The sequence below is a fragment of the Chryseobacterium sp. B21-037 genome (assembly GCF_028570785.1).
GTDB classification, from domain to species: domain Bacteria; phylum Bacteroidota; class Bacteroidia; order Flavobacteriales; family Weeksellaceae; genus Chryseobacterium; species Chryseobacterium proteolyticum.
Genome location: NZ_JALGCB010000001.1, coordinates 1,327,244 through 1,346,752, shown reverse-complemented (window position 1 = coordinate 1,346,752; position 19,509 = coordinate 1,327,244). Strand labels below are relative to the sequence as shown.

At 37.9% G+C, this 19,509-nt stretch carries 17 protein-coding genes; 1 reads left to right on the top strand and 16 read right to left on the bottom strand.

Features of this window, described 5'->3' with window-relative positions; all coding sequences use genetic code 11:
* Positions 1-254: 254 nt before the first annotated feature.
* Positions 255-3,146 carry an AsmA-like C-terminal region-containing protein gene (locus MTQ00_RS05835; RefSeq protein ID WP_273648089.1) on the top strand — a complete coding sequence of 964 codons (2,892 nt, stop codon included), beginning with the start codon at positions 255-257 and terminating at the stop codon, positions 3,144-3,146.
* 72 nt (positions 3,147-3,218) lie between these two features.
* Here MTQ00_RS05835 and MTQ00_RS05830 read toward each other — a convergent pair whose 3' ends face one another.
* From MTQ00_RS05830 to MTQ00_RS05755, 16 genes are all read right to left on the bottom strand, one after another.
* Positions 3,219-3,644 carry a hypothetical protein gene (locus MTQ00_RS05830; RefSeq protein ID WP_172282569.1) on the bottom strand — a complete coding sequence of 142 codons (426 nt, stop codon included), beginning with the start codon at positions 3,642-3,644 and terminating at the stop codon, positions 3,219-3,221.
* A gap of 109 nt (positions 3,645-3,753) precedes the next feature.
* Entirely contained in the window at positions 3,754-4,539 is a 786-nt protein-coding gene (gene xth, locus MTQ00_RS05825) for an exodeoxyribonuclease III (protein WP_273648088.1), read from the bottom strand.
* Between the two features lie 33 nt (positions 4,540-4,572).
* A complete protein-coding gene (locus MTQ00_RS05820; protein WP_172282573.1) occupies positions 4,573-5,034 on the bottom strand; it encodes a PA2169 family four-helix-bundle protein in 462 nt (153 codons plus the stop codon).
* 145 nt (positions 5,035-5,179) lie between these two features.
* Complete coding sequence (locus tag MTQ00_RS05815; RefSeq protein ID WP_273648087.1) at positions 5,180-7,480, bottom strand: multicopper oxidase domain-containing protein; 2,301 nt, start codon at positions 7,478-7,480, stop codon at positions 5,180-5,182.
* 23 nt (positions 7,481-7,503) lie between these two features.
* Complete coding sequence (locus tag MTQ00_RS05810) at positions 7,504-7,956, bottom strand: heme-binding domain-containing protein (RefSeq protein WP_273648086.1); 453 nt, start codon at positions 7,954-7,956, stop codon at positions 7,504-7,506.
* Between the two features lies 1 nt (position 7,957).
* Positions 7,958-8,602: a DUF3347 domain-containing protein gene (locus MTQ00_RS05805; protein WP_273648085.1), complete on the bottom strand. Its 645-nt coding sequence runs from the start codon at positions 8,600-8,602 to the stop codon at positions 7,958-7,960.
* 56 nt (positions 8,603-8,658) lie between these two features.
* Positions 8,659-9,153, bottom strand: coding sequence for a DUF305 domain-containing protein (locus tag MTQ00_RS05800; protein WP_273648084.1), 495 nt, complete (start codon positions 9,151-9,153; stop codon positions 8,659-8,661).
* Between the two features lie 15 nt (positions 9,154-9,168).
* Positions 9,169-10,047 (bottom strand): DUF3347 domain-containing protein, encoded by an 879-nt coding sequence (locus tag MTQ00_RS05795; protein WP_273648083.1) that lies wholly within the window; start codon positions 10,045-10,047, stop codon positions 9,169-9,171.
* A gap of 120 nt (positions 10,048-10,167) precedes the next feature.
* Positions 10,168-10,473, bottom strand: coding sequence for a hypothetical protein (locus MTQ00_RS05790; protein ID WP_172282584.1), 306 nt, complete (start codon positions 10,471-10,473; stop codon positions 10,168-10,170).
* Between the two features lie 441 nt (positions 10,474-10,914).
* The gene (locus MTQ00_RS05785; protein ID WP_273648082.1) at positions 10,915-12,354 is read right to left on the bottom strand and encodes a SusD/RagB family nutrient-binding outer membrane lipoprotein; all 1,440 of its coding nucleotides are present in this window, start codon (positions 12,352-12,354) and stop codon (positions 10,915-10,917) included.
* A gap of 11 nt (positions 12,355-12,365) precedes the next feature.
* Positions 12,366-15,386: a SusC/RagA family TonB-linked outer membrane protein gene (locus MTQ00_RS05780; protein WP_273648081.1), complete on the bottom strand. Its 3,021-nt coding sequence runs from the start codon at positions 15,384-15,386 to the stop codon at positions 12,366-12,368.
* Positions 15,387-15,533: 147 nt separating this feature from the next.
* The gene (locus MTQ00_RS05775; RefSeq protein WP_273648080.1) at positions 15,534-16,235 is read right to left on the bottom strand and encodes a LytR/AlgR family response regulator transcription factor; all 702 of its coding nucleotides are present in this window, start codon (positions 16,233-16,235) and stop codon (positions 15,534-15,536) included.
* A complete protein-coding gene (locus MTQ00_RS05770; protein WP_273648079.1) occupies positions 16,216-17,286 on the bottom strand; it encodes a sensor histidine kinase in 1,071 nt (356 codons plus the stop codon). Before MTQ00_RS05770 ends, MTQ00_RS05775 begins: the two co-directional genes overlap by 20 nt.
* A 78-nt stretch (positions 17,287-17,364) precedes the next feature.
* A complete protein-coding gene (locus MTQ00_RS05765; RefSeq protein ID WP_273648078.1) occupies positions 17,365-17,760 on the bottom strand; it encodes a DoxX family protein in 396 nt (131 codons plus the stop codon).
* Between the two features lie 77 nt (positions 17,761-17,837).
* A complete protein-coding gene (gene arsB / locus MTQ00_RS05760; protein WP_273648077.1) occupies positions 17,838-18,872 on the bottom strand; it encodes an ACR3 family arsenite efflux transporter in 1,035 nt (344 codons plus the stop codon).
* Positions 18,873-18,882: 10 nt separating this feature from the next.
* A complete protein-coding gene (locus MTQ00_RS05755) occupies positions 18,883-19,500 on the bottom strand; it encodes a protein-tyrosine-phosphatase (RefSeq protein WP_273648076.1) in 618 nt (205 codons plus the stop codon).
* Positions 19,501-19,509 lie beyond the last annotated feature (9 nt).

The following is a 19,509-nucleotide window of genomic DNA, read 5'->3' as shown; positions in this document are numbered from 1 at the left end:
AAAAGTACCTCCTAGAGGTACTTTTTTGTTAAAATTATTGTAAACTTTCATAGATCATATAAACTATAATTTGATTGCAATCTATTGTTGTAATTATTTGTTTATTAATGTATTGTTGTTTTTATAGTGAAGTATTTGTTTACATGTTTGAAACAGTGCTTTAGTGATGAATGGCTTGATTTTAGATGGTTGTTAATTATTATTTACTCATAAGAGGAAAATAATATCGAAATCAAAATTATAATAGCAATTTTATGGAAAAGTTTATAAAAATAATTTTGAAAGTTTTGAAATGGCTGGGAATTTCTATAGCATCCATTCTTTTTCTGATGTTCATCATCCCTATATTGTTTCCGGGAACTATTTCCCAGCAGGTAAAAATATTTGCCAATAAACATCTTGCGGGTAAACTGGATTATAAAAAGACCCACCTCTCCTTTTTCAGGCATTTCCCATCGCTAACGGTTTCTGTGGATCAGCTTATCCTGAAAGGTTCAAAGCCATTTCAGGAAGATACTCTACTTGCCGCTAGAGAAGTGGCCGTGGGAATCAATCTTAAAAACCTGATCTTTGACCGTGAGGTGAAGATTGATGAAATATATGTAACGGATGCCAACGCGAATGTTTTCGTCAACAGTAAAGGAGAAGCCAACTATAATGTTTATGTTTCCAAGTCCTCACAAACACCTAAGGATAGTACAGAAGAAGGAGCATCTATAAAGCTGGACCTTATCAAATTCAGAAACTGGAATATCAAATACAATGATCATTCTGCCAGAGTGCTGGTAGATGCCAAAGGCTTGAATTACACAGGTAAAGGTGGATTCAGCAAAGATATTTTTGATCTGCAAACCGATCTGGAGATCAATAAAGTAGACTTTGCCCTCAATAGAATCTATTACGCCAAACAAAAAAGTTTGCGTGCAGATCTCATTACGCGGATCAATACGAATGCATTAACTTTTGTATTAAGGAAAAACGAATTAAGGATCAATGATCTGCCCTTAAAATTTACAGGTTCTCTTAGTATTTTGAAAGACGGATATAATCTCGACATCAATGCTGCATCTGAAAAGACAACGATTCGCGATATGATCTCGGTACTGCCGCCGCAATATCTGGACTGGGCAAAAGACACTAAAATTGAAGGAAACAGCGATCTGTTTTTCAGCCTGAAAGGAAGATTCAGTGAACCTAAAAAGCTGAAACCAAGGTTAAATGCCAGACTGCTGGTAAAAGATGGATTTGTATCCAATGGAAAAGCTCCTGTTCCTATGAACAACCTGAATATGGATCTTATGGTAGATCTTCCTTCATTAGATACGGAACAGATGAATCTGAATCTCCGGAATCTGAGTTTTGATCTGGGTAAAAACAATAATTTCCGTGCGGTTGTAAGAACGAAAGGACTTAATGAAATGATGGTGAATGCCGATGTAATAGGCGCTGTTGATCTTCAGACTCTTGATCAGGCATTAGGTTTGAAGAATATTGATGTTCGTGGGCTTATGGATACGAATATCAAGGCAAACGGGATTTTCAGCCTGGATAAAAAATTATTCCCAAAGACGGAGGGTTATCTTCATTTAAAAGACGGTTGGCTGAAGACGAAATATTACCCCAACCCTATTCAGAATATCAACCTGATCGCCAACATTAATAATACAGACGGAACGTTTAAAAGCCTTGGAGTGAAATTGGATCCTTTTAGTTTTGATTTTGAAGGGAATCCTGTCTATGTTAATGCTGATCTGCATGATTTTGAAGATCTGCTTTATAAAGTTAAAGCAAAAGGTGTTTTGAATGTGGGCAGAATCTATAAAGTTTTTGCAAAAGAAGGATTTGATGTAAGCGGACTGATTATGGCGGATCTTTCCCTGAACGGACGTCAGAGCTATGCAACTACCGGCCAATACAGTAAGCTGGATAACAAAGGAACTTTGATTCTTAAAAATATAAAGGCTACTACATCGTATCTTCCCAAATCATTTTATATCAAAGAAGGAAATTTTCAGTTTGAAAATGAGAAAATGTGGTTCAGAAAGTTTTTGGCCACTTATGGAAAATCGGATTTTGCATTAAACGGATATCTGCTCAATACCATCAACTATTTTATTGAAAGAAAGGGGACCCTTCACGGAAAGTTTGGGTTAAACTCCAATTATATTCTTATTGACGAGTTCATGGCACTTAAGGATGGAGATAATGCAGATAAATCGATTGAAGTGGAATATGCAAAAGTTGAAAATCCTAAAAGCAGCGGTGTGGTAATTATTCCGAAAAACCTTGATGTCTCTTTGGAAGCCCATGTTAAAAAAGTCGAATTTAAGGGACTTGATCTCAATCATCTTCAAGGTCTGGCTTCTGTAAATACGGGTCAGGTGTATCTTAAAAATACTTCTTTTGATATCATTGGAAGCCGCATGAATATTGATGCACGTTATCAGGACGAATCTCCATTAACGGCTAATTATGACATTGCGCTTAAGGTACAGGATTTTGATGTACAAAAGGCTTACAAAGAAATTGATATGGTCCGGGAAATGGTTACTGCTGCTAAGAATGTAAAAGGGATTGTGTCTCTTGATTATAAACTGAAAGGAGATTTTGATAAAAATATGAGGCCTATTTATCCGTCCCTTGAAGGGGGTGGTATCGTAAACCTTCGGGATGTAGAGGTCAAAAATCTTAAGATGCTTTCGGTAATTGGTGATAATGTTGGTGCAAACGCTTTTAATAATCCGGATATGAAAGGAGTTAATATTGAAACCGTGATCAAAAATAACCTGATCCACGTTGATAAATTCACCTTTAAAGTATCTGTCCTAAGACCTTCTATCAGTGGAACAACAAGTTTCAACGGTTTACTGGATCTGCGGGTAAGAATAGGTCTTCCTCCGGGAGGATGGATCGGCTTTCCGGTAGTTGTAACGGGGACCCATGACAAACCTAAAATAAAAATCTTCAGTAAAACCGGACAAGGAATCGTTGATGCTTTGTATAATACGAAATCGAATAAAGTACTACGCCAGGAAAGGCGTGCTGAAAAAAAATCCAGAGTGCAGCAGCGTAAAGAGAAGGAAGCACAGGAAAAAAAAGCTGAAAATGCTGAGAAGCAGATTAAAAAAGATCTTAAAGAAAAATAAATAAAATCAGAGCCCGTTATCAGAAAATAACGGGCTCTGGTCATCAACAGCCTGACCGGCAGGCTTTATTTTTTAAATACTGTAAATGATTTTCTTACCTTTCCTGAGTGTATAACTATCCTTTTCTTTATTCAGGTTATACGTTCCTTTTTTACTTTTATACACCGATGTGTTTAAGTATTCAAGGGTTCTGTTGAGAATGATACTTCCCTTGGATTCAGGAAGGAACAATTCCGCCTTTTTCTTGTCTTTACTCAAGATAACTACAGCATTGGAAACGTAGGATTTCTGAGGATTAGCTTCTCTCAGCTGTATCTTTTCTTCAAAAAGCTTTACGCAATCATCTTTTAGAACGGAATAGGTATAACCGGCTGAACCTATGCACCCGTGTTGGTCTTTATCCCCACCTGCTACTTTTGGAGTTGTTTTCTGAGCCCATCCTGTAGTGGTAAACGTCGCAGTGATCATTACTGCCAGTAATAATTTTGTATTTTTCATGTGTTTGTATTTTATAAAACGTTCTATAATATTACGAAAAATCTTTTAACTAAAATTAAAAGATTTATTATTAATATGCCTGGAATAAAAGATAGCAGGAAAGATAGGGTTATTGTTTCCCTTCTTTTTCTAATTCTATCCACACCGGGGCATGATCACTGCTCTTTTCCCAGCCACGAACATGCCGGTCAACACCGCCCGATTTTAACCTGGATGATAGATAAGGGCTCAACAGAACATGATCAAGCCTGATTCCGGCATCGCGGTCATATGCTTGGTAGAGGTAATCCCAGAACGTATAGATCTTTTCTTCAGGAAACAAGGTTCTGATAGAATCAAGCCAACCTTTTTTAAGCATTTTCTCAAAAGCTTTTCTTACTTCGATCCGATATAATGCATCATTTTCCCATCGTTCTGGTTTATGTACATCAAATGGCGTTGGAATAATATTAAAATCACCAATAACAACGGCGGGCAGGTCCATTTTTATAAGCTCATCTGTTCTTTTTTTCAAGCGATCGATCCATGCCAGTTTATATTCGAATTTTGGTCCCGGATAAGGATTGCCATTGGGGAGATACAAACAACAAATAACAATCTGATCAATGATTGCTTCAATATAGCGGCTTTGAATATCTTCCGGATCCCCTGGCAAAGCCCTCTGAACCTCTGTGATTTCATATCCTTTTGAAAGTATGGCTACTCCATTCCAGCTTTTCTGGCCATGCCAGATGGCATTATATCCTGCATCATTTATTTCTTTCAGGGGAAAACGTTCCTGTGGCGCCTTCAGTTCCTGGAGGCATACCACGTCCGGTTGTGCTTCTTGTAACCAGCGAAGCAGAACAGGCAGCCGCCCATTTACTCCGTTTACATTATACGTAGCTATTTTCATAGTCCTTATGAGTTGTTGAATAGTATTTATAAGTTAATCCTTTTTTTTATAATCCTCAATTTTTTTAAACTGGGCGTAGGACTGTTTTATGTTGTGCAGTTGTTCTTTTACGGTCTCCAGGCTCTTATCATAAAGGTGTCCGCTATCGATAGCTTGTTGATAGGCCTCTATTGCCGCTTTTTCTCCAAAAGCAACATTTTCCAGGGTAGATTCTACCTTATCCCCTACGAGAAAAGAGTTTTTAATGTCAATCCATGTTCTGTGAAGTGATCCTGCAACAGAAGGTGAATCTTCGGGAGTTCCTCCTTTTTCGGTAATCAGGTTGATCAGTTCATTTTTCATGATTTTTGATTGGGTGATCATCTTATCGTAATCATCTTTGATGTCCGGATAAGACTCCCATACCTTTCCTTCTACTTTTTCAAATCCGGCAATCCGGTCGTTGCTGATGTGCAGCAGATCGTTAAGGACTGCTACGGTTTCTTGATTTTCCATATTTACTTTTTTTTGTGGTGTATTCAATTCGTACAAGAATTATGCCCCAAGGGTTAAAATATTCTGGATTTCAGGCATATATTCATTCAATAAAAACGGCTCGGGAGCTTTGCTCCCGAGCCGTTTTGTTTTTAAAGTGCCACCTTTAATAATTTAAGGTAATACCTGCTCCAAAGCCCATATCACTGTCGTAATGGGTTCGGATGTTGATATTTTTGTTGATGATATAGCTGAGCCCTGCCATATATTCCCTATCGGTATTTATCATGAAGTCTCCTCTCAATCTTCTGGAGATCGGAATGTCTTCACGCATGAGCTGCAGACGCACAATACCATCATGATATACTTCTGCCTGAAAATTAACCAGCATCGGTAAAGTGTACATAAAACCTAAACTGAATGCCCTACGGCTATCTTTTTCGTTTTTTTGCCCGAAGATATTGGTTTCGTGTTCGTCGATTCCCATTTTCCGGTAACGGTAGTCAAAACCAATAAACGGCATAAACCACTGCATTTTACCTATATACCTGCCCAGATGGGTTTCTACCTCATAACCGTGCATGCTGTTGTATCCCAGACGCCATTCCGTTCCTAAAGACCATCTTGCATTCTGCAGCATGGCCTGCCCGTCATTACCATTGGTAGCAAAATCATTCTGCGCCATAAAGTGTGGCATATTGCTTTCCATCTGCAAAGCCATATAGGCTTTTTCCTTGTCTGGCAGTAAAGGATTCTTATAATCACCAACGGCAAATACCCTGTTCATTCCGGACATCATATGGTAAAGGATATGACAGTGGAAGAACCAGTTCCCTTCTTCATTGGCCAGGAATTCGATGGTATCGGTTTCCATCGGCATAATATCGAGAACATTTTTCAGAGGAGATTTTTCCCCCTTACCATTGATCACCCTGAAATCAAATCCATGCAGGTGCATCGGGTGTCTCATCATGGAATTATTATAAATCGTAATACGCAGGATCTCTCCTTTTTTAACCGGAATTTTATCTGTTTCGGAAAGAACTTTATTGTCCATACTCCATACGTATCTATTCATATTTCCTGTAAGCGTAAACCTGAGTTCTTTTACCGGGGCATCTTTGGGAAGCGTGGTATCGAAAGGAGATTGTAGCATGGCATAGTTTAGCGTCTTAATATCACCCAAAGCATTGGCATTATACCGGTTGGGATCATTATCCATATCCATATTCATGGTATGTTTGCTGTGGTCTTCTTTGGGTTCTTCCTTTTGCTTGCCTTTTTTCTTAGCTTCTCCTGTAATTTCAGGATACATCACGACATTCATATCCATTTGGTTTAAGCTCATTTTCATGCCCATATCATTCAGGTCTCCGTTCATTTTCATCATCCCGTTCATCATTTTCATTCCTTCAAAATATATTAATTTTGGAAGTGGTGAAATAAGCTGTTTTATCCCATTTCCAATGTAATAACTGGCTGACTGGGTTCTGTCTTCAGTAGTAGCTAAAAACTCGTAAGAAACCCCATCTTCAGGAATTGTTACAACTACATCATAAGTCTCGGAAACGGCAATGATCAAACGGTCGACTTCTACCGGTTCAACGTCATTTCCATCGTTGGCGACAACCGTTATTTTTCCTCCTGCATAACGAAGCCAGAAGTAAGATGATGCACCACCGTTTGATATTCGTAACCTTACTTTATCGCCGGCTTTTAATGTTTTACCATCAACGGTTTTTAAATCTGTAGCGTTATTCCCGTTCATTAATATTTTATCGTAATACACATCACTTACATCCATTGCTGTCATACGCTTCCATTCATTGGCGATTTTGGTTTTAAAATAACCTTCCTTGATAGCTTCGACATAAGATTGTGTTGCATTCTTTTTTATTCCTGCCCAATCATTGGCGTTATGAAGCATTCTGTGAATATTGTCCGGATTAAGGTTTGTCCATTCACTTAAAATAACAGGAACGGTTGGCAAATCGTCGATTCCTTTTCTAAATCTTTTATCCTCTTCACGCTTTTTCAGGATGAGGCTCCCGTACATACCAATTTGCTCCTGCATTCCTGAATGGGAATGGTACCAATGAGTACCGTTTTGAATCACAGGAAAGCGATAAGTGTAAGTTTCACCTGGTTTTATTGGATTTTGGGTGAGAAAAGGCACACCATCTTCCTTATTGGGTAAAAAGACTCCGTGCCAGTGCAGCGAAGTATTTTCTTTTAACTGGTTGTGGACCACTATTTCAGCAATGTCACCTTCCGTAAAGGTCAATGTAGGCATCGGTATTTGCCCGTTTACTGCAATGGCTCTTTTTTCTTTACCTGCGTAATTAACTATGGTATCTTTTACATATAGCTCGTAACGGACGACTTTTTGCGCGAAAATAGTCTTCGAGCACAGGAGTATAAATACTGTCAGAAGTACCTTTAACGAGATATTTTGGGGTATATTCATTGTATATTTCTTTTATATGAAACTTATTCTTGCTTTTCCAGCCAATCTGTTATCAGCTTTATCTGCCGGTCATTCAGTTTTGCATCTTTATGCATAAGCGTGTAGGATGACATTGGCATTTTTTTAGTTTCAATCTGTTTTTTAATTGAGTTTATTAATCTTTCCTGCTTTCGAACCGAGTAAGTGGCCCATTCGTTAAAATTCAAATCCTCTTTTGCATCTTTAATGTGTTTGTCTACTAAACTTCGTGCAGGCTGTATGTAATCGTACCATTGATAATTGGTATTGTTACTATGACAATCATAACACGAGGTCTGTAATAGGGTTTTTACTTCAACGGGCATTGTCTTATGGGTCTTTATAAAATCGGTTTTGTAAACCTGCCCTTTATCTGCATTCCGGGCAGGCTGATAAAATTGTACAGCAATAAAAACCAGCAGCATAATAGCTGCAAAAATCTTTAGTACTATCTTCATTTTAATATTCCTTTTTTAAGGAACCACAAGTGAGCATCTTATTACCGTAATAAGGGTTTTTAATTTCTTTTGCTTCGCTGATCCAGATGGCACCTTTTCCATCGTTGAACATCGGGCAATAATCCTGATACAATTTTTGGGTCGTTCCAAATGTTGCAATAAGATCAGCCATGTCATTACTTAATGACATCATGTGTTCCCTTTGGTGATCTATTTTTCCTGCATTATCTCCAATATGCTTCGCATTCTCTTTAGCGTCTTCTGCAATTTCCATATATGCTTTATGCTTATCTGCAGGGATAGTTTTCATATCTACCTTCTCTAGGGTAGCTAATAACTGTTTTCCGGCAGTAGCAACAGCTTGATCGTTATCGGCAACAAGTGCATTTTTTAAAATTAAATAATCTTTGATTAAAGGATCTATAGAAAAATTGTTAACAGGGTCTTTGACAGCTGTCTTTTCATTTGATTTATTGTTGATTTCTTCTGCTTTATTGGTATTTTCTAATTGGGCGGCTGATTGTGTTTCTGTTGCAGAAGTATGGTCCGTATGTTGTTCCGCATTTTTATCCGGTGATTTTGTACAGGAGAATAAAGTAATTACCATCATTGAGACAACACTGATTGATAAGAATATATTTTTCATGGTATATGTACGATTAAATTTTTTGATTTCATAATTGTTATAATATGAGTTTTACCTTATTTTTTGTTGAGCTCTTCCAGCTTCCGCTTCATGAGTTCGATTTCATTGGTCTGGGTTTCCAATATGTTTTTTTGGAGTTGTATCAATTCCGGGTCAGTAAGTTTTGTCTTTTCTGACATAAGAATAGCGGCCGCATGATGAGGGATCATTCCCTTTACAAATTCTTTATCATCCACCATAATCTGTTCTCTGATTCCGAACCAGGAAAAAATGCCTAAAGCAAGAGAAAATACAATGATGATCCCATTGATTTTCTTGTTTTTATACATATCCTTCATGATCAATAATTCAATAATTAACATGACGGATACCATAAGCAAGGTCATATAAAAGTTATTGATATTGGGAATGAGATTTTGTATTCCGTCGATCATTGAATACATCATGAAGTACATGGCAACAAACATAGCAACAGCCATCATGATAAATCGTTTATACATTCCTGTATGGTTTTTATGTTGCATTCCGTGATGATCTGATTGATTATCCATAACTGATATTGTTTATTAGTTACCAAGTGTTTCTACTGTGCTGCCACAAGTTATCATCTGAGAACCAAAATAAGGATTCTTGATCTCATTTTCCAGGCTCAGCCAATCAGCTCCTTTCCCATTATTGTACATAGGACAATGCTGATAATATATAGGATTACCCTGTTTGGATACCTTTGCGAGGTCGTACATACTTTTAGATAATACAGCAAATATTTCTCTTTGTTTGGCAACATCTTTAGCAGAGGAAATCTTTTCTGCATTAAGGGTCAGGTCCTTCATTACTTTCATCCAGACCATATGTTCTTCATTTGAAAGTTGGTTCATATCCACTGCTTTAATTGCTTTTGACAGTTCAGAAGCTTTAGTTGATGCATTATCGGCATCTGTTTTAACCAGTGCATTTTTTAAAGAGAAGTAGTTGTCGAAAACAGCTTTTAGCTGAGATGTATTCTGGGTAGCTATCATGTCGTTTTCTTCCGTTTTTTTCTGGTCATGGTTCATATGGTCAGTCTTCATATTCATGTCCATAGCCTTATTTTGAGAAGCGGGTTTTAAATCCCTTTTGTAATGACAACATTCCGGTAATGCTGCATAAGCATTGTCAGGAGCTAAAAATTTTTCGCTGTCATACCCTGCCAGAGCTATTCTTTTTAATATTTCGTCCTGACTGGTCTTCTGAGGATCGTAGGTTAAAGTAGCCATTTTGGTATCTTTGTTCCAGCTTACTGTGGCTATTTTTCTTAGGTTTCCCGCTTTTTCTATATTCGCTTTACAGATGTCACAATTCCCATAGATCTTTACGGTTTCTGTTTTTATATTTTGAGATTGGGCATAGATTGCTAATGAAAACAGCAAGCTGAATGCTATCCATATTTTTGATATTGATTTCATTGTATAGAGTATTTTGTGAACAAAAGGAATATTCCTGTTGTTTCAGTTAATAAATTGAATGGAAAAAAATTGAAGTGTATCCTTACAAAAAGGCACACTTTAGGCTATAAAATACAGGATCTAGCCTATTTTAGGGATTAACCAAATGGATTGAAAGCCTTTAGAAACAGCACTTTCATAAGTTAAAAAAGAAACAGGAGAAAAGACTTCTACTGTAAGAAAACTAAAATCATGTCTGTCCGGTAAAGTTGGATTTAAATTGGATGCCGGGCATTTGCATAAAGGATTATTGCATTTTCCTGGACATTTTTTAGAACCACAGGAATTACACTGATCTTTTTTAATAGATTTTGAAATATTGAGTTCACAATGCGATTTCTCTTGTAAGGAAATTTTTACAGCACATGCATAGATTTGCTTGGGCATGAATAAAAATCCCAATAGAATAAAAATCAATATGTACTTACGTTGAAACATAATAATATACAAAATTAATGTTTTTTTTTAATCGAACATCAATTTATGCCTCACATGTTTGTTTTTTTACTCTACGGATCATGAATTATTACAGGACAAAAAAAAAGGCTTAAGAGTCTGAAAACTCATTAAGCCTTAACGATTCACAGCGTGAATACTAACCTATATATTGTTATGTTCTTTGGAAAAATAAGGTATGATAGTGTTTTTGCAAACCCTGATTCACAGTTCAAAGATGATCAATTGGTGTGTAAAAAAATAAAATGATCTACGAATACAAGAGTCCGGTCTATAAAAGTTTTAATAAAAAACCTGCATGAGTCATGCAGGCTAAAATCACAACTGAAAAAATTTAATATGAAGTTGATTGTGTGAATTTATAAATGCTGTTTAATGGATATCCCAGAAGATTTTAGTCGTTAATTTATCTCCTCCGATAGCGGTGGCGGCTTTGGAATAATTGGTTCCGTTCGTAGTTGCTTCAAGCGATGGATATTGCAGTCTTACAGGGACTTTTCCTTCTGCATTGTTAATGGCGGTAGGAGGAGCCTGAAGAGCGGGATAATCCAGCCTGCGGTAAAAATTCCATGCTACTACAGGATGATTATATAGAGCAATCCATGCCTGTTCTCCGATTGATTTTTTCCAATTGCTGGGGTTATAAGGGTGGGCTGTCAGGTAAGTTTCAGCCTCCTGGGCAGAAAGTTCCCATTCCAGGAATGAGGCCCGGACAGCATCTTTATAAAGCGTCTCCGGATTTCCTCCGATTCCAAACCGGGCAGCTGCTTCTGCAAGATAAAATGTTACTTCTGTATGCGTCATCAGGTTTCCCGGAGTCACCGGAATATAAGCAAAGATTCCGGGAGACGAAAAGGCGAAAAAGTTTCCGGGAGCTCCAATGGTCTGTCCCAGATAAACTCCGTTTACATCTCTGAAGTACTTGGTTACCCTTTGGTCGGAATTAGCATTGAGATAATCTATAAAAGGTTTTCCTCCAATAAAATCGTTTCTTCCATTATTAGCCAGATTTTCGAATATAGGGCTGAAATTGGGTGTCTCCGCAAGGTATCTGAAAATACAGTTCTGAGACTGATCCGTAATTACTCCTCCGGAAATCGCTGTATTGATTGCTGTCCTGGCCAGGTTTGCATCAATATCGGAAATAGCGATTCCCAGTTTCAGAAGTAACGAGTTCCCGAATTTTTTCCATTTTGCGATATCTCCACCATACAAAATGTCTCCGGAGCCAAAAGTCCCTTCTCCTTCCTTCAGTCTGTTAATGTCCGCCATAAGGCGATTAATAATGCTTTCATAAATTTTTTGGTCATCGTCATAAACCGGAAGCGGGTATTTTTCATTGTTGAGAGCCTGGCTGTACGGAATATCTCCATAAGTGTCTGTCAAAGTCTGAAATGTATAAACTGATAAAATATCAATAATGGCCAGCTGATTCTGCTTTTTAGCCTGCCAGCTGGTCACTTCGGAAGCGGAAGGCTGGTACTGCTCTATCAGTTCCTTAGCTTTATTGAGGCTGTTAAGCACATTTACATAATTATCCGTCCATACATTATTGGAAACATTTCTTGCTGTAAAATTATAGTTGCTTTCATTCACATAAACGGTTTCCTGCCAATACTGCATAATAAGGCGAAAATTATTTTCGTTCACACTGGGAGTGTTCATATAATCGCTCAGTTCCTTTTCTGCATAAGTAATAAGAGTTTCCGGGATCGTGTTATAAGTGACATGGGGATCATTATTTACATCCTCCGATGTGCAGCCCATTAATACCGAAAATAGTATAGAGCTTATCATTATTTTATTTTTCATTTTCATAGTTTTTAAAAATTAACTTTCAGGTTAAATGCAAAATTTCTGGTTGCAGGCATCACTCCGGACTGATATCCCTGAATATTTCCCGATGACAAACCTGCTTCGGGATCTGAATAAGGAAGATTTTTATGGATGATCCAGAGGTTACTTCCCACAACACCTAATGTGAGACTCTGAATACCTATATTTCCCAGAGATTTCTTATCGAAAGTATAAGAAACGGATACCTGGCGGAGCTTTATAAAGCTGGCATCATAAACAAAGGCAGAAGAAGGTGGGTCGGTTTCAATGATCTGGCTGGATCTGGAACGATCCAGACGTATCGTGTTGGGAATATAATGTCCCGGATTATTAGGATCCTCCATCACTCCGGGTAATATAACTCCTCCTCCATTAGATAATGTGTTTCTTATAGGATTACCTAAATCATTCAATCCCACAGAGTCGGGATAAAGTCCTGTTCCATAGCCGAAATATTGGTCCAGCGAGAAGATCTTTCCTCCTTTTTTCCAATCGATCTGAAAGGTTACATTAAAATTTTTATAGGTAAAAGAATTGTTGAGTCCGGCAATAAAGTCAGCCTGGAAACTTCCCAGGTTGTGATTGGTATCATCCGTGTGAAGGTAAGCCCCGTTTTTTCCTATGATCTTATTTCCATTAGGATCATACACAAAATCTGCTCCCCAGATGCTTCCATACTCCTCATTAAGTGGTGCGTTGATAGAAATCCCTCCCGGAAGCGTTCCTATTGAAATGTTTTCTGTCCCTTCTCTTAAGGCGGTAACTTTTGTTTTAGGATTGGACCAGTTGATGCTCATATCCCAGTTGAAGTTATTCAATTTTAAAGGACTTATATTGAATGAGACTTCAAATCCTTTGGTGGTAAGCTCCCCTGTATTCTGAATTTTGCTTCCGGAGCCGTTGGCAAGAGAAATAGGAAGTGGTAAAATCTGATCAAAGGCAATATTTTTGAACCAGGCAACGTCAAAACCTATTCTGTTTTTAAAGAACTGCATATTGGTACCCAATTCAAGGTTTTTAAGCTTTTGCGGAAGCAGGTCGGCATTCCGCAAGACCGTATTGTAAGAATATACAGGATTGTTTCCAAAGGATGACTGAACAATGAACCTGTTTCTCAACTGATCTGCATTGGTGTCAGAACCTACTTCTGCGTAGGCAGCCCTTACCTTTCCAAAACTCAGCCATTTTTGTTGCAGCAGATTGGAAAATACCATGCTGGCTGAAACGGATGGATAGTAGTAAGCTTCTTTTCCTTTAGGCAATGAACTGGATTGGTCTCTTCTGAAAGTCCCTTCAATGTAATACGTGTTTTTATATCCTAAGGAAGCCTGGACGAACGCTCCGTAAACATATTTTGATGTATCCGATATAAGAGGTTTTGCAGGTGTTGCTGCAGAATTGGAAATGGTATACAGGTCATCGATGTACAATCCTCCGGATGTGGTCTGGGCATTGGAATAGCTGGACTGGACATTGATATTTCCCCCGATCAGTGCCTGGATATTAAAATTTTCTCCAATATTCTTTTTGTAGGTTGCGATAAGGTCGTAATTGGTTTCTGTAAAGCGGAAATCGGTAATAGCGTATCCGGAAGGCTGTTCAATAGGATTAAAACTAAAGAATGCAGGTATTGAACCTTTGGCTCTCCGTTCTTCTGTAATCATCGTATATCCGTCGATACCCACCCTTCCCAGGATATTGATGCTTTTGGAAAGATCATAGCTCAGGCTGAAGTTTCCTGCAAAACGATCCCTTTTATCGTTTTGATAATTCTTATAGCGTGTAAAATAAGGATTATCCCAATAACCCGGACGTAAATCATCAGGAGAAAGGATGTTCCAGGTATAGTTTTTATTAAATGTTTCATAAAGATATTTTTGGTATTGAATATCGACATTGGTAGGCCACCACTGCCTGAAATTACCCATAATATTATCCCCGTAACCCGTAGAATTCCGGCCTTTGGTATTTTGAGTTACATAATTGGCAAAGATTGTAGCGGTAAGATTATCCGTTATTTTATACGACGCACTGCCTCCGAAATTATTTTTGATCAGGGAAGAGTTGGGAAGAATATCTGTTGCATTGATATTGGAATAGCTTAATCTGAATGTAGCACGGTCATTTCCCCCGCTTAGTGCGATATTATTGGTTTGATTAATTGCTTTCTCAAAAAAAGTTACCGGTCCGTTTTTGGCCATTACCCATGGTGTTCTCTTTCCAAAGTTACGTGAACCGGGAATAAATGCATCATATTGCCACACCAGAAGGTTAGGATCAAATGGCGCTCCATAGGAAGAATCTGAAAAAGAGGAAATCGGATGCCCCTGGTAAGAATTGAAAAAGTTTCCATCGTATCCCTGCCCGTATTCTGTCTGATATTTTGGAAAGGTTGACTTATCCACAGTAGAAACGGAAATGCTTCCACTGTATTCCAGACCGATCCCCCGGGTATTTTTCCTGCCTTTTTTCGTTGTGATGATTATGGCTCCATTCTGTGCCCTGGATCCGTACAATGCGGTGGCTGCAGCTCCTTTTAATACATTGAGTGTTTCAATATCATTGGGATTGATATCGGAAACCGGGCTGCCGTAATCATAGCCTCCAAAGCCATTTACCTGAAGCGGGGAATTGATATTCCTGTTGATGATGGGAACTCCATCTACCACAAACAAAGCCTGGTTATCTCCAAGGATAGATTTATATCCCCTGGAAACAGCATTGACTGATCCTCCGAAGTTGGTAGACTGCTTGATCTCAAGACCAGCCACTTTACCGGATAGATTATTAATGAAATTGGTAGTAGGATTTTTATTGATTTCTTCGCCTTTTACTTCCTGGGTAGAATATCCTAAAGATCTTTTTTCTCTCTTTATTCCTAAAGCAGTTACCACCACACCTTCTATATCCTGGGTTTTAATGGTATCTTGCTTTCCCTGTGCAAAAACAAGCCCGTGTCCTATAAAAAAGACGACACCTGCGCTGAGAAGCTTTATCCGGTAATTCATAATTATTGATTTTTTTAACTGTTATGAGTCAAAATTCAATAATTGGTGAATATTTTAATGAAATGTATATATCAACAGCTGGATAACGTCTACTAAAACTGGAGGCCGGAAAAATAATACCATTACAGAATAAAGGCTTAAAGAATGCTACAATTCAACAAATGGTTTATACGTTCTGCCTATGGGAAGCTTTTTACCGTTTATCTGAATCATATTGGCTGATTTAACTTCTATTTTTAATTTAGAAACAATATAGGATTTATGAATACGGAAGAATATTTTTGAAGGTAGGCTTTTTTCAATTTTACTGATGGGCATTTTAAAGGTGAGCGTTTCTGCTTTTGTATGAATATTGATATATTCGCGCAGACTTTCAATATAAAAAATGTCCTGAAGTGTGATCTTAACCTGTTTTTTTCCGCTGTTAATGAAAATGTAATCACGGTCGGCAATTTCCAGTAAAGCTTCTTCGGATTCCATAATGTGTCTGAATTTACTGATGGCAGTAACAAACCTATCGTAAGGAATGGGTTTCATCAGGTAATCCACAATATCGAGTTCATACCCTTCTACTGCATATTGATGATAAGCTGTGGTTACAATGACAAAGGGAGGTTTTTTTAATTTTTTCAGAAAATCAAATCCTTTTATAACGGGAAGGTTGAGATCCAGAAACATAAGATCTACATCATGAATGTTTAAAAGGCTGCTTGCGTGTACAGCATCGGTACATTTTCCAACAAGGTTGAGTTCTTCGTTCCGGATTACAAAATTTTCCAGAATTTCAGCTGCAATGGGCTCATCTTCCACGATAATGCAGTTGTATTTTTTAGATGCTGAATGTATCATTGAGGTCAATGGTTAGTTTAACGTTATACCGATCATTTTTATCTTCCACAGAAAGGATATGTTCCGGATACAATAATTCCAGTTGTCTGCGGATATTTTTTAATCCTATTTTAGTAGAATCACCGGCTATCTGTTCTTTGGAGTTTTCTACAGAATAATGGAGGATGCCGTTTTTCAGGCGAATATCTATATGTATAAATGAGTTGCCCAGACTTTCGGATACGCCATGTTTAAATGCATTTTCAATAAACTGAATCAGTATCAACGGTGAAATTTCCTGCGAGGGATTATCGATGTCTTCTTTAAAATTAACAAAAAGCCGCCGGTGACGGATTTTCTGAATTTCAATAAAATCTTTAATGTTCTCAATATCTTTTGCAATGGAAATGTGTCGTTCAGCTGCTTCATAGATATTATAACGCATGATTTTGGAAAGCTGGAGAATGACGTCTGGGGTCTCATCGGCCTTTTTCAGGGCCATTCCGTAGATGTTATTAAGCGTATTGAACAGAAAATGCGGATTGATCTGGGCTTTCAGCATGGTGAGTTCCTGATCCAGTTTTTCCGATTTCAGCATGGATATTTGGTTCTTGAGAAGGTTCTTCTGCCGGGTAATTTCAACTCCGAATACCAATCCGACCATAAAAATAAGGTCCATGAATGAATTGAAAGCAACAAGTCCGTTGATAAACCCCGAAGGTTGTTTCCCGTCAAGGGTTTCCGTAACCCCGTATATGTAAGGATAAATGATATAATGCGTGAAAAACCGATGTCCCAACACGGCAAAGATCACAATGAGAATAGAAAAAAGATACTTGAGAATCTTACTGATGCCTGTTTTTTCGTAAACATAGAGTAACGCGTAGGCAAGAGGGACTTTAACTAAAAAATATCCCAACTCAAGAGTCAGGGTGTTCTGAAGCCTGATCTGCCATTTGAAATCCGGAAACTGATACCGCGACCAATAGAAATCAAGATAAGCCTCAAGGATATAATACAATATCCAAAAAACCAGATGGGTATATAATTTCGATTTGATATTGGTTTTCAAGCTGTCGATTTAAAACTACAAAATACTATTTTTCAAACCAATAAAAAAGCAGAAAAGCTATGAAGCGAAACTTTTTGTCTATGAACGACCTGCTTCTTTCTTTCTAAAGGAAATTTCCGGAAACATAAGATTCAGAAAACAAAAGATCAAAAGGAAATTAAATTCAATTCCGTTGGTACCCCCTCCTACCACAAACCAGCCGTTTTGTGCATGGACATAATAGATCCCTGATATAAAGATCAGTATGTTGCATATCGCGACCGCTTTTATATATTTGTTCAGCACCAGAAATGGGACGGATAAAAGATGGGTTAATTTAACCATCCACGCGATATACAAGCCCCAGGGACTGAAACCAATGGTATTCAAAAAATGGATGCCAAATTTATTAACATCCCCGCTTACAATGGAGTCAACACTGTGCATCAATAAAATCACGGATAACGCAAACCTAAGGAAAAAAGACTTTTTCATATAACCAAAAATAGGTCATAGGAAAAAGTCTGGTTTTATTTCAGGTATCAACAACCCTGAAGTGCATACAAAAATGGTTATGGCTTGTTACTATAGTTTTTTAACCATAAGCTGACCTTAACCAATAGTATCAGAACCGGAACTTCAACCAAAGGTCCGATCACACCAACAAATGCCTGTGGAGAATGGATTCCGAACACCGCGATAGATACGGCGATGGCAAGTTCAAAATTGTTTCCTGTTGCAGTAAATGCGATGGCTGCATTTTTATCGTAAGGAATATTCAACAGCTTATTGATAAAGAAACTCATCATAAACATCACTATAAAATAGGCGATAAGCGGAATGGCTACTTTTAGTGTATCTAAAGGGAGTTCCAAAATTTTGTCCCCCTTAAGGCTGAACATAAGAATGATGGTAAACAATAAGGCATATAGCGTTAATGGTGATATTTTAGGAATAAACTTTCTCTGGTACCATTCCTTTCCCTTCAATTTTGTAAATAAATAACGGCTCAGAAAACCGGCAAAAAAAGGGATGCCCAAATATATCAAAACACTTTCTGTTACTTCTGATATGGATACGCTGATATTAAAATTAGCAAGGCCGAGTTTTCCGGGTAAGACATTGATGAATAACCAAATCATAAAACTGTAGCTGAATACCTGGAATATGCTGTTAAGAGCTACCAGCAAGGCTGCATACTCACGGTTGCCTTTTGCAAGGTCATTCCAGACAAGGACCATTGCAATACATCTTGCCAGTCCTATGAGAATCAGGCCGACCATATAATCCGGTTCATTCCTTAAAAATAAAACAGCTAATATGAACATTAAAACAGGGCCAATCAGCCAGTTCAGCAATAGTGAAACACCGATAACCTTCTTATCTTTGAATGCTACAGGAAGAAGGGAATAATCCACTTTTGCCAATGGCGGATACATCATTACGATTAGACCGACGGCTAAAGGAATATTGGTTGTTCCCACTGATAATGAGGTGATCATATCCGGGATTCCGGGAAATACATTGCCCAGGATAATTCCTGAGATCATGGCAATGAATATCCATAAAGTGAGAAACCTATCCAGGAATTTTAATTTTGGCAGCATAGTATTGATCTTAATGGAGTTGTTTTACCTGGGAAAAAACATGCCACATTTCTGCCCCTATCTCTAGACTTCTTTCATCATAAACTTTGGACTGTTCAGGAGTATTGTCTGAAATTTTAGGATCTTCAAAAGTGATGGGGATACGTTTTTCTGCACCTGGAATAAAAGGGCAGCCTCCATCTGCCTGAGAACAAGTCATGATTGCTGCAAAACTGTTGGCCGGATTAAACGCACTGTCATATCTTTTAGAAAAAGCAATAATGGGTTGGGACTCTTCATTATACCTGATTGAATAAACAGGATTTCCGTTCTCAGCTATTTTCAAGATCTGGAATCCCTGTTGTTTCAGAGTTTCTATAACCGTAGGAAATACAGCTGTTTCTTCCGTTCCTCCCGAATAGCAAGTTACTTTTGGAATGGCAAAAAAATCGGCTGCTGCTTGTGCCCAGACCTGTGACAAATGACTCCTTCTGGAATTGTGTGTACAAATAAAGTTTAGATTTATTGGATTTCCGGCATTGAATTTTGCCTGGATGAATTCTGTAAGAGTTTGTAGCAGGACTTTTCTTTCCTGGGTAATTTCAAAGGCCTTTAATTTTTCTATAGTTTCTAAAACGGATGGATACATAATTTTTGT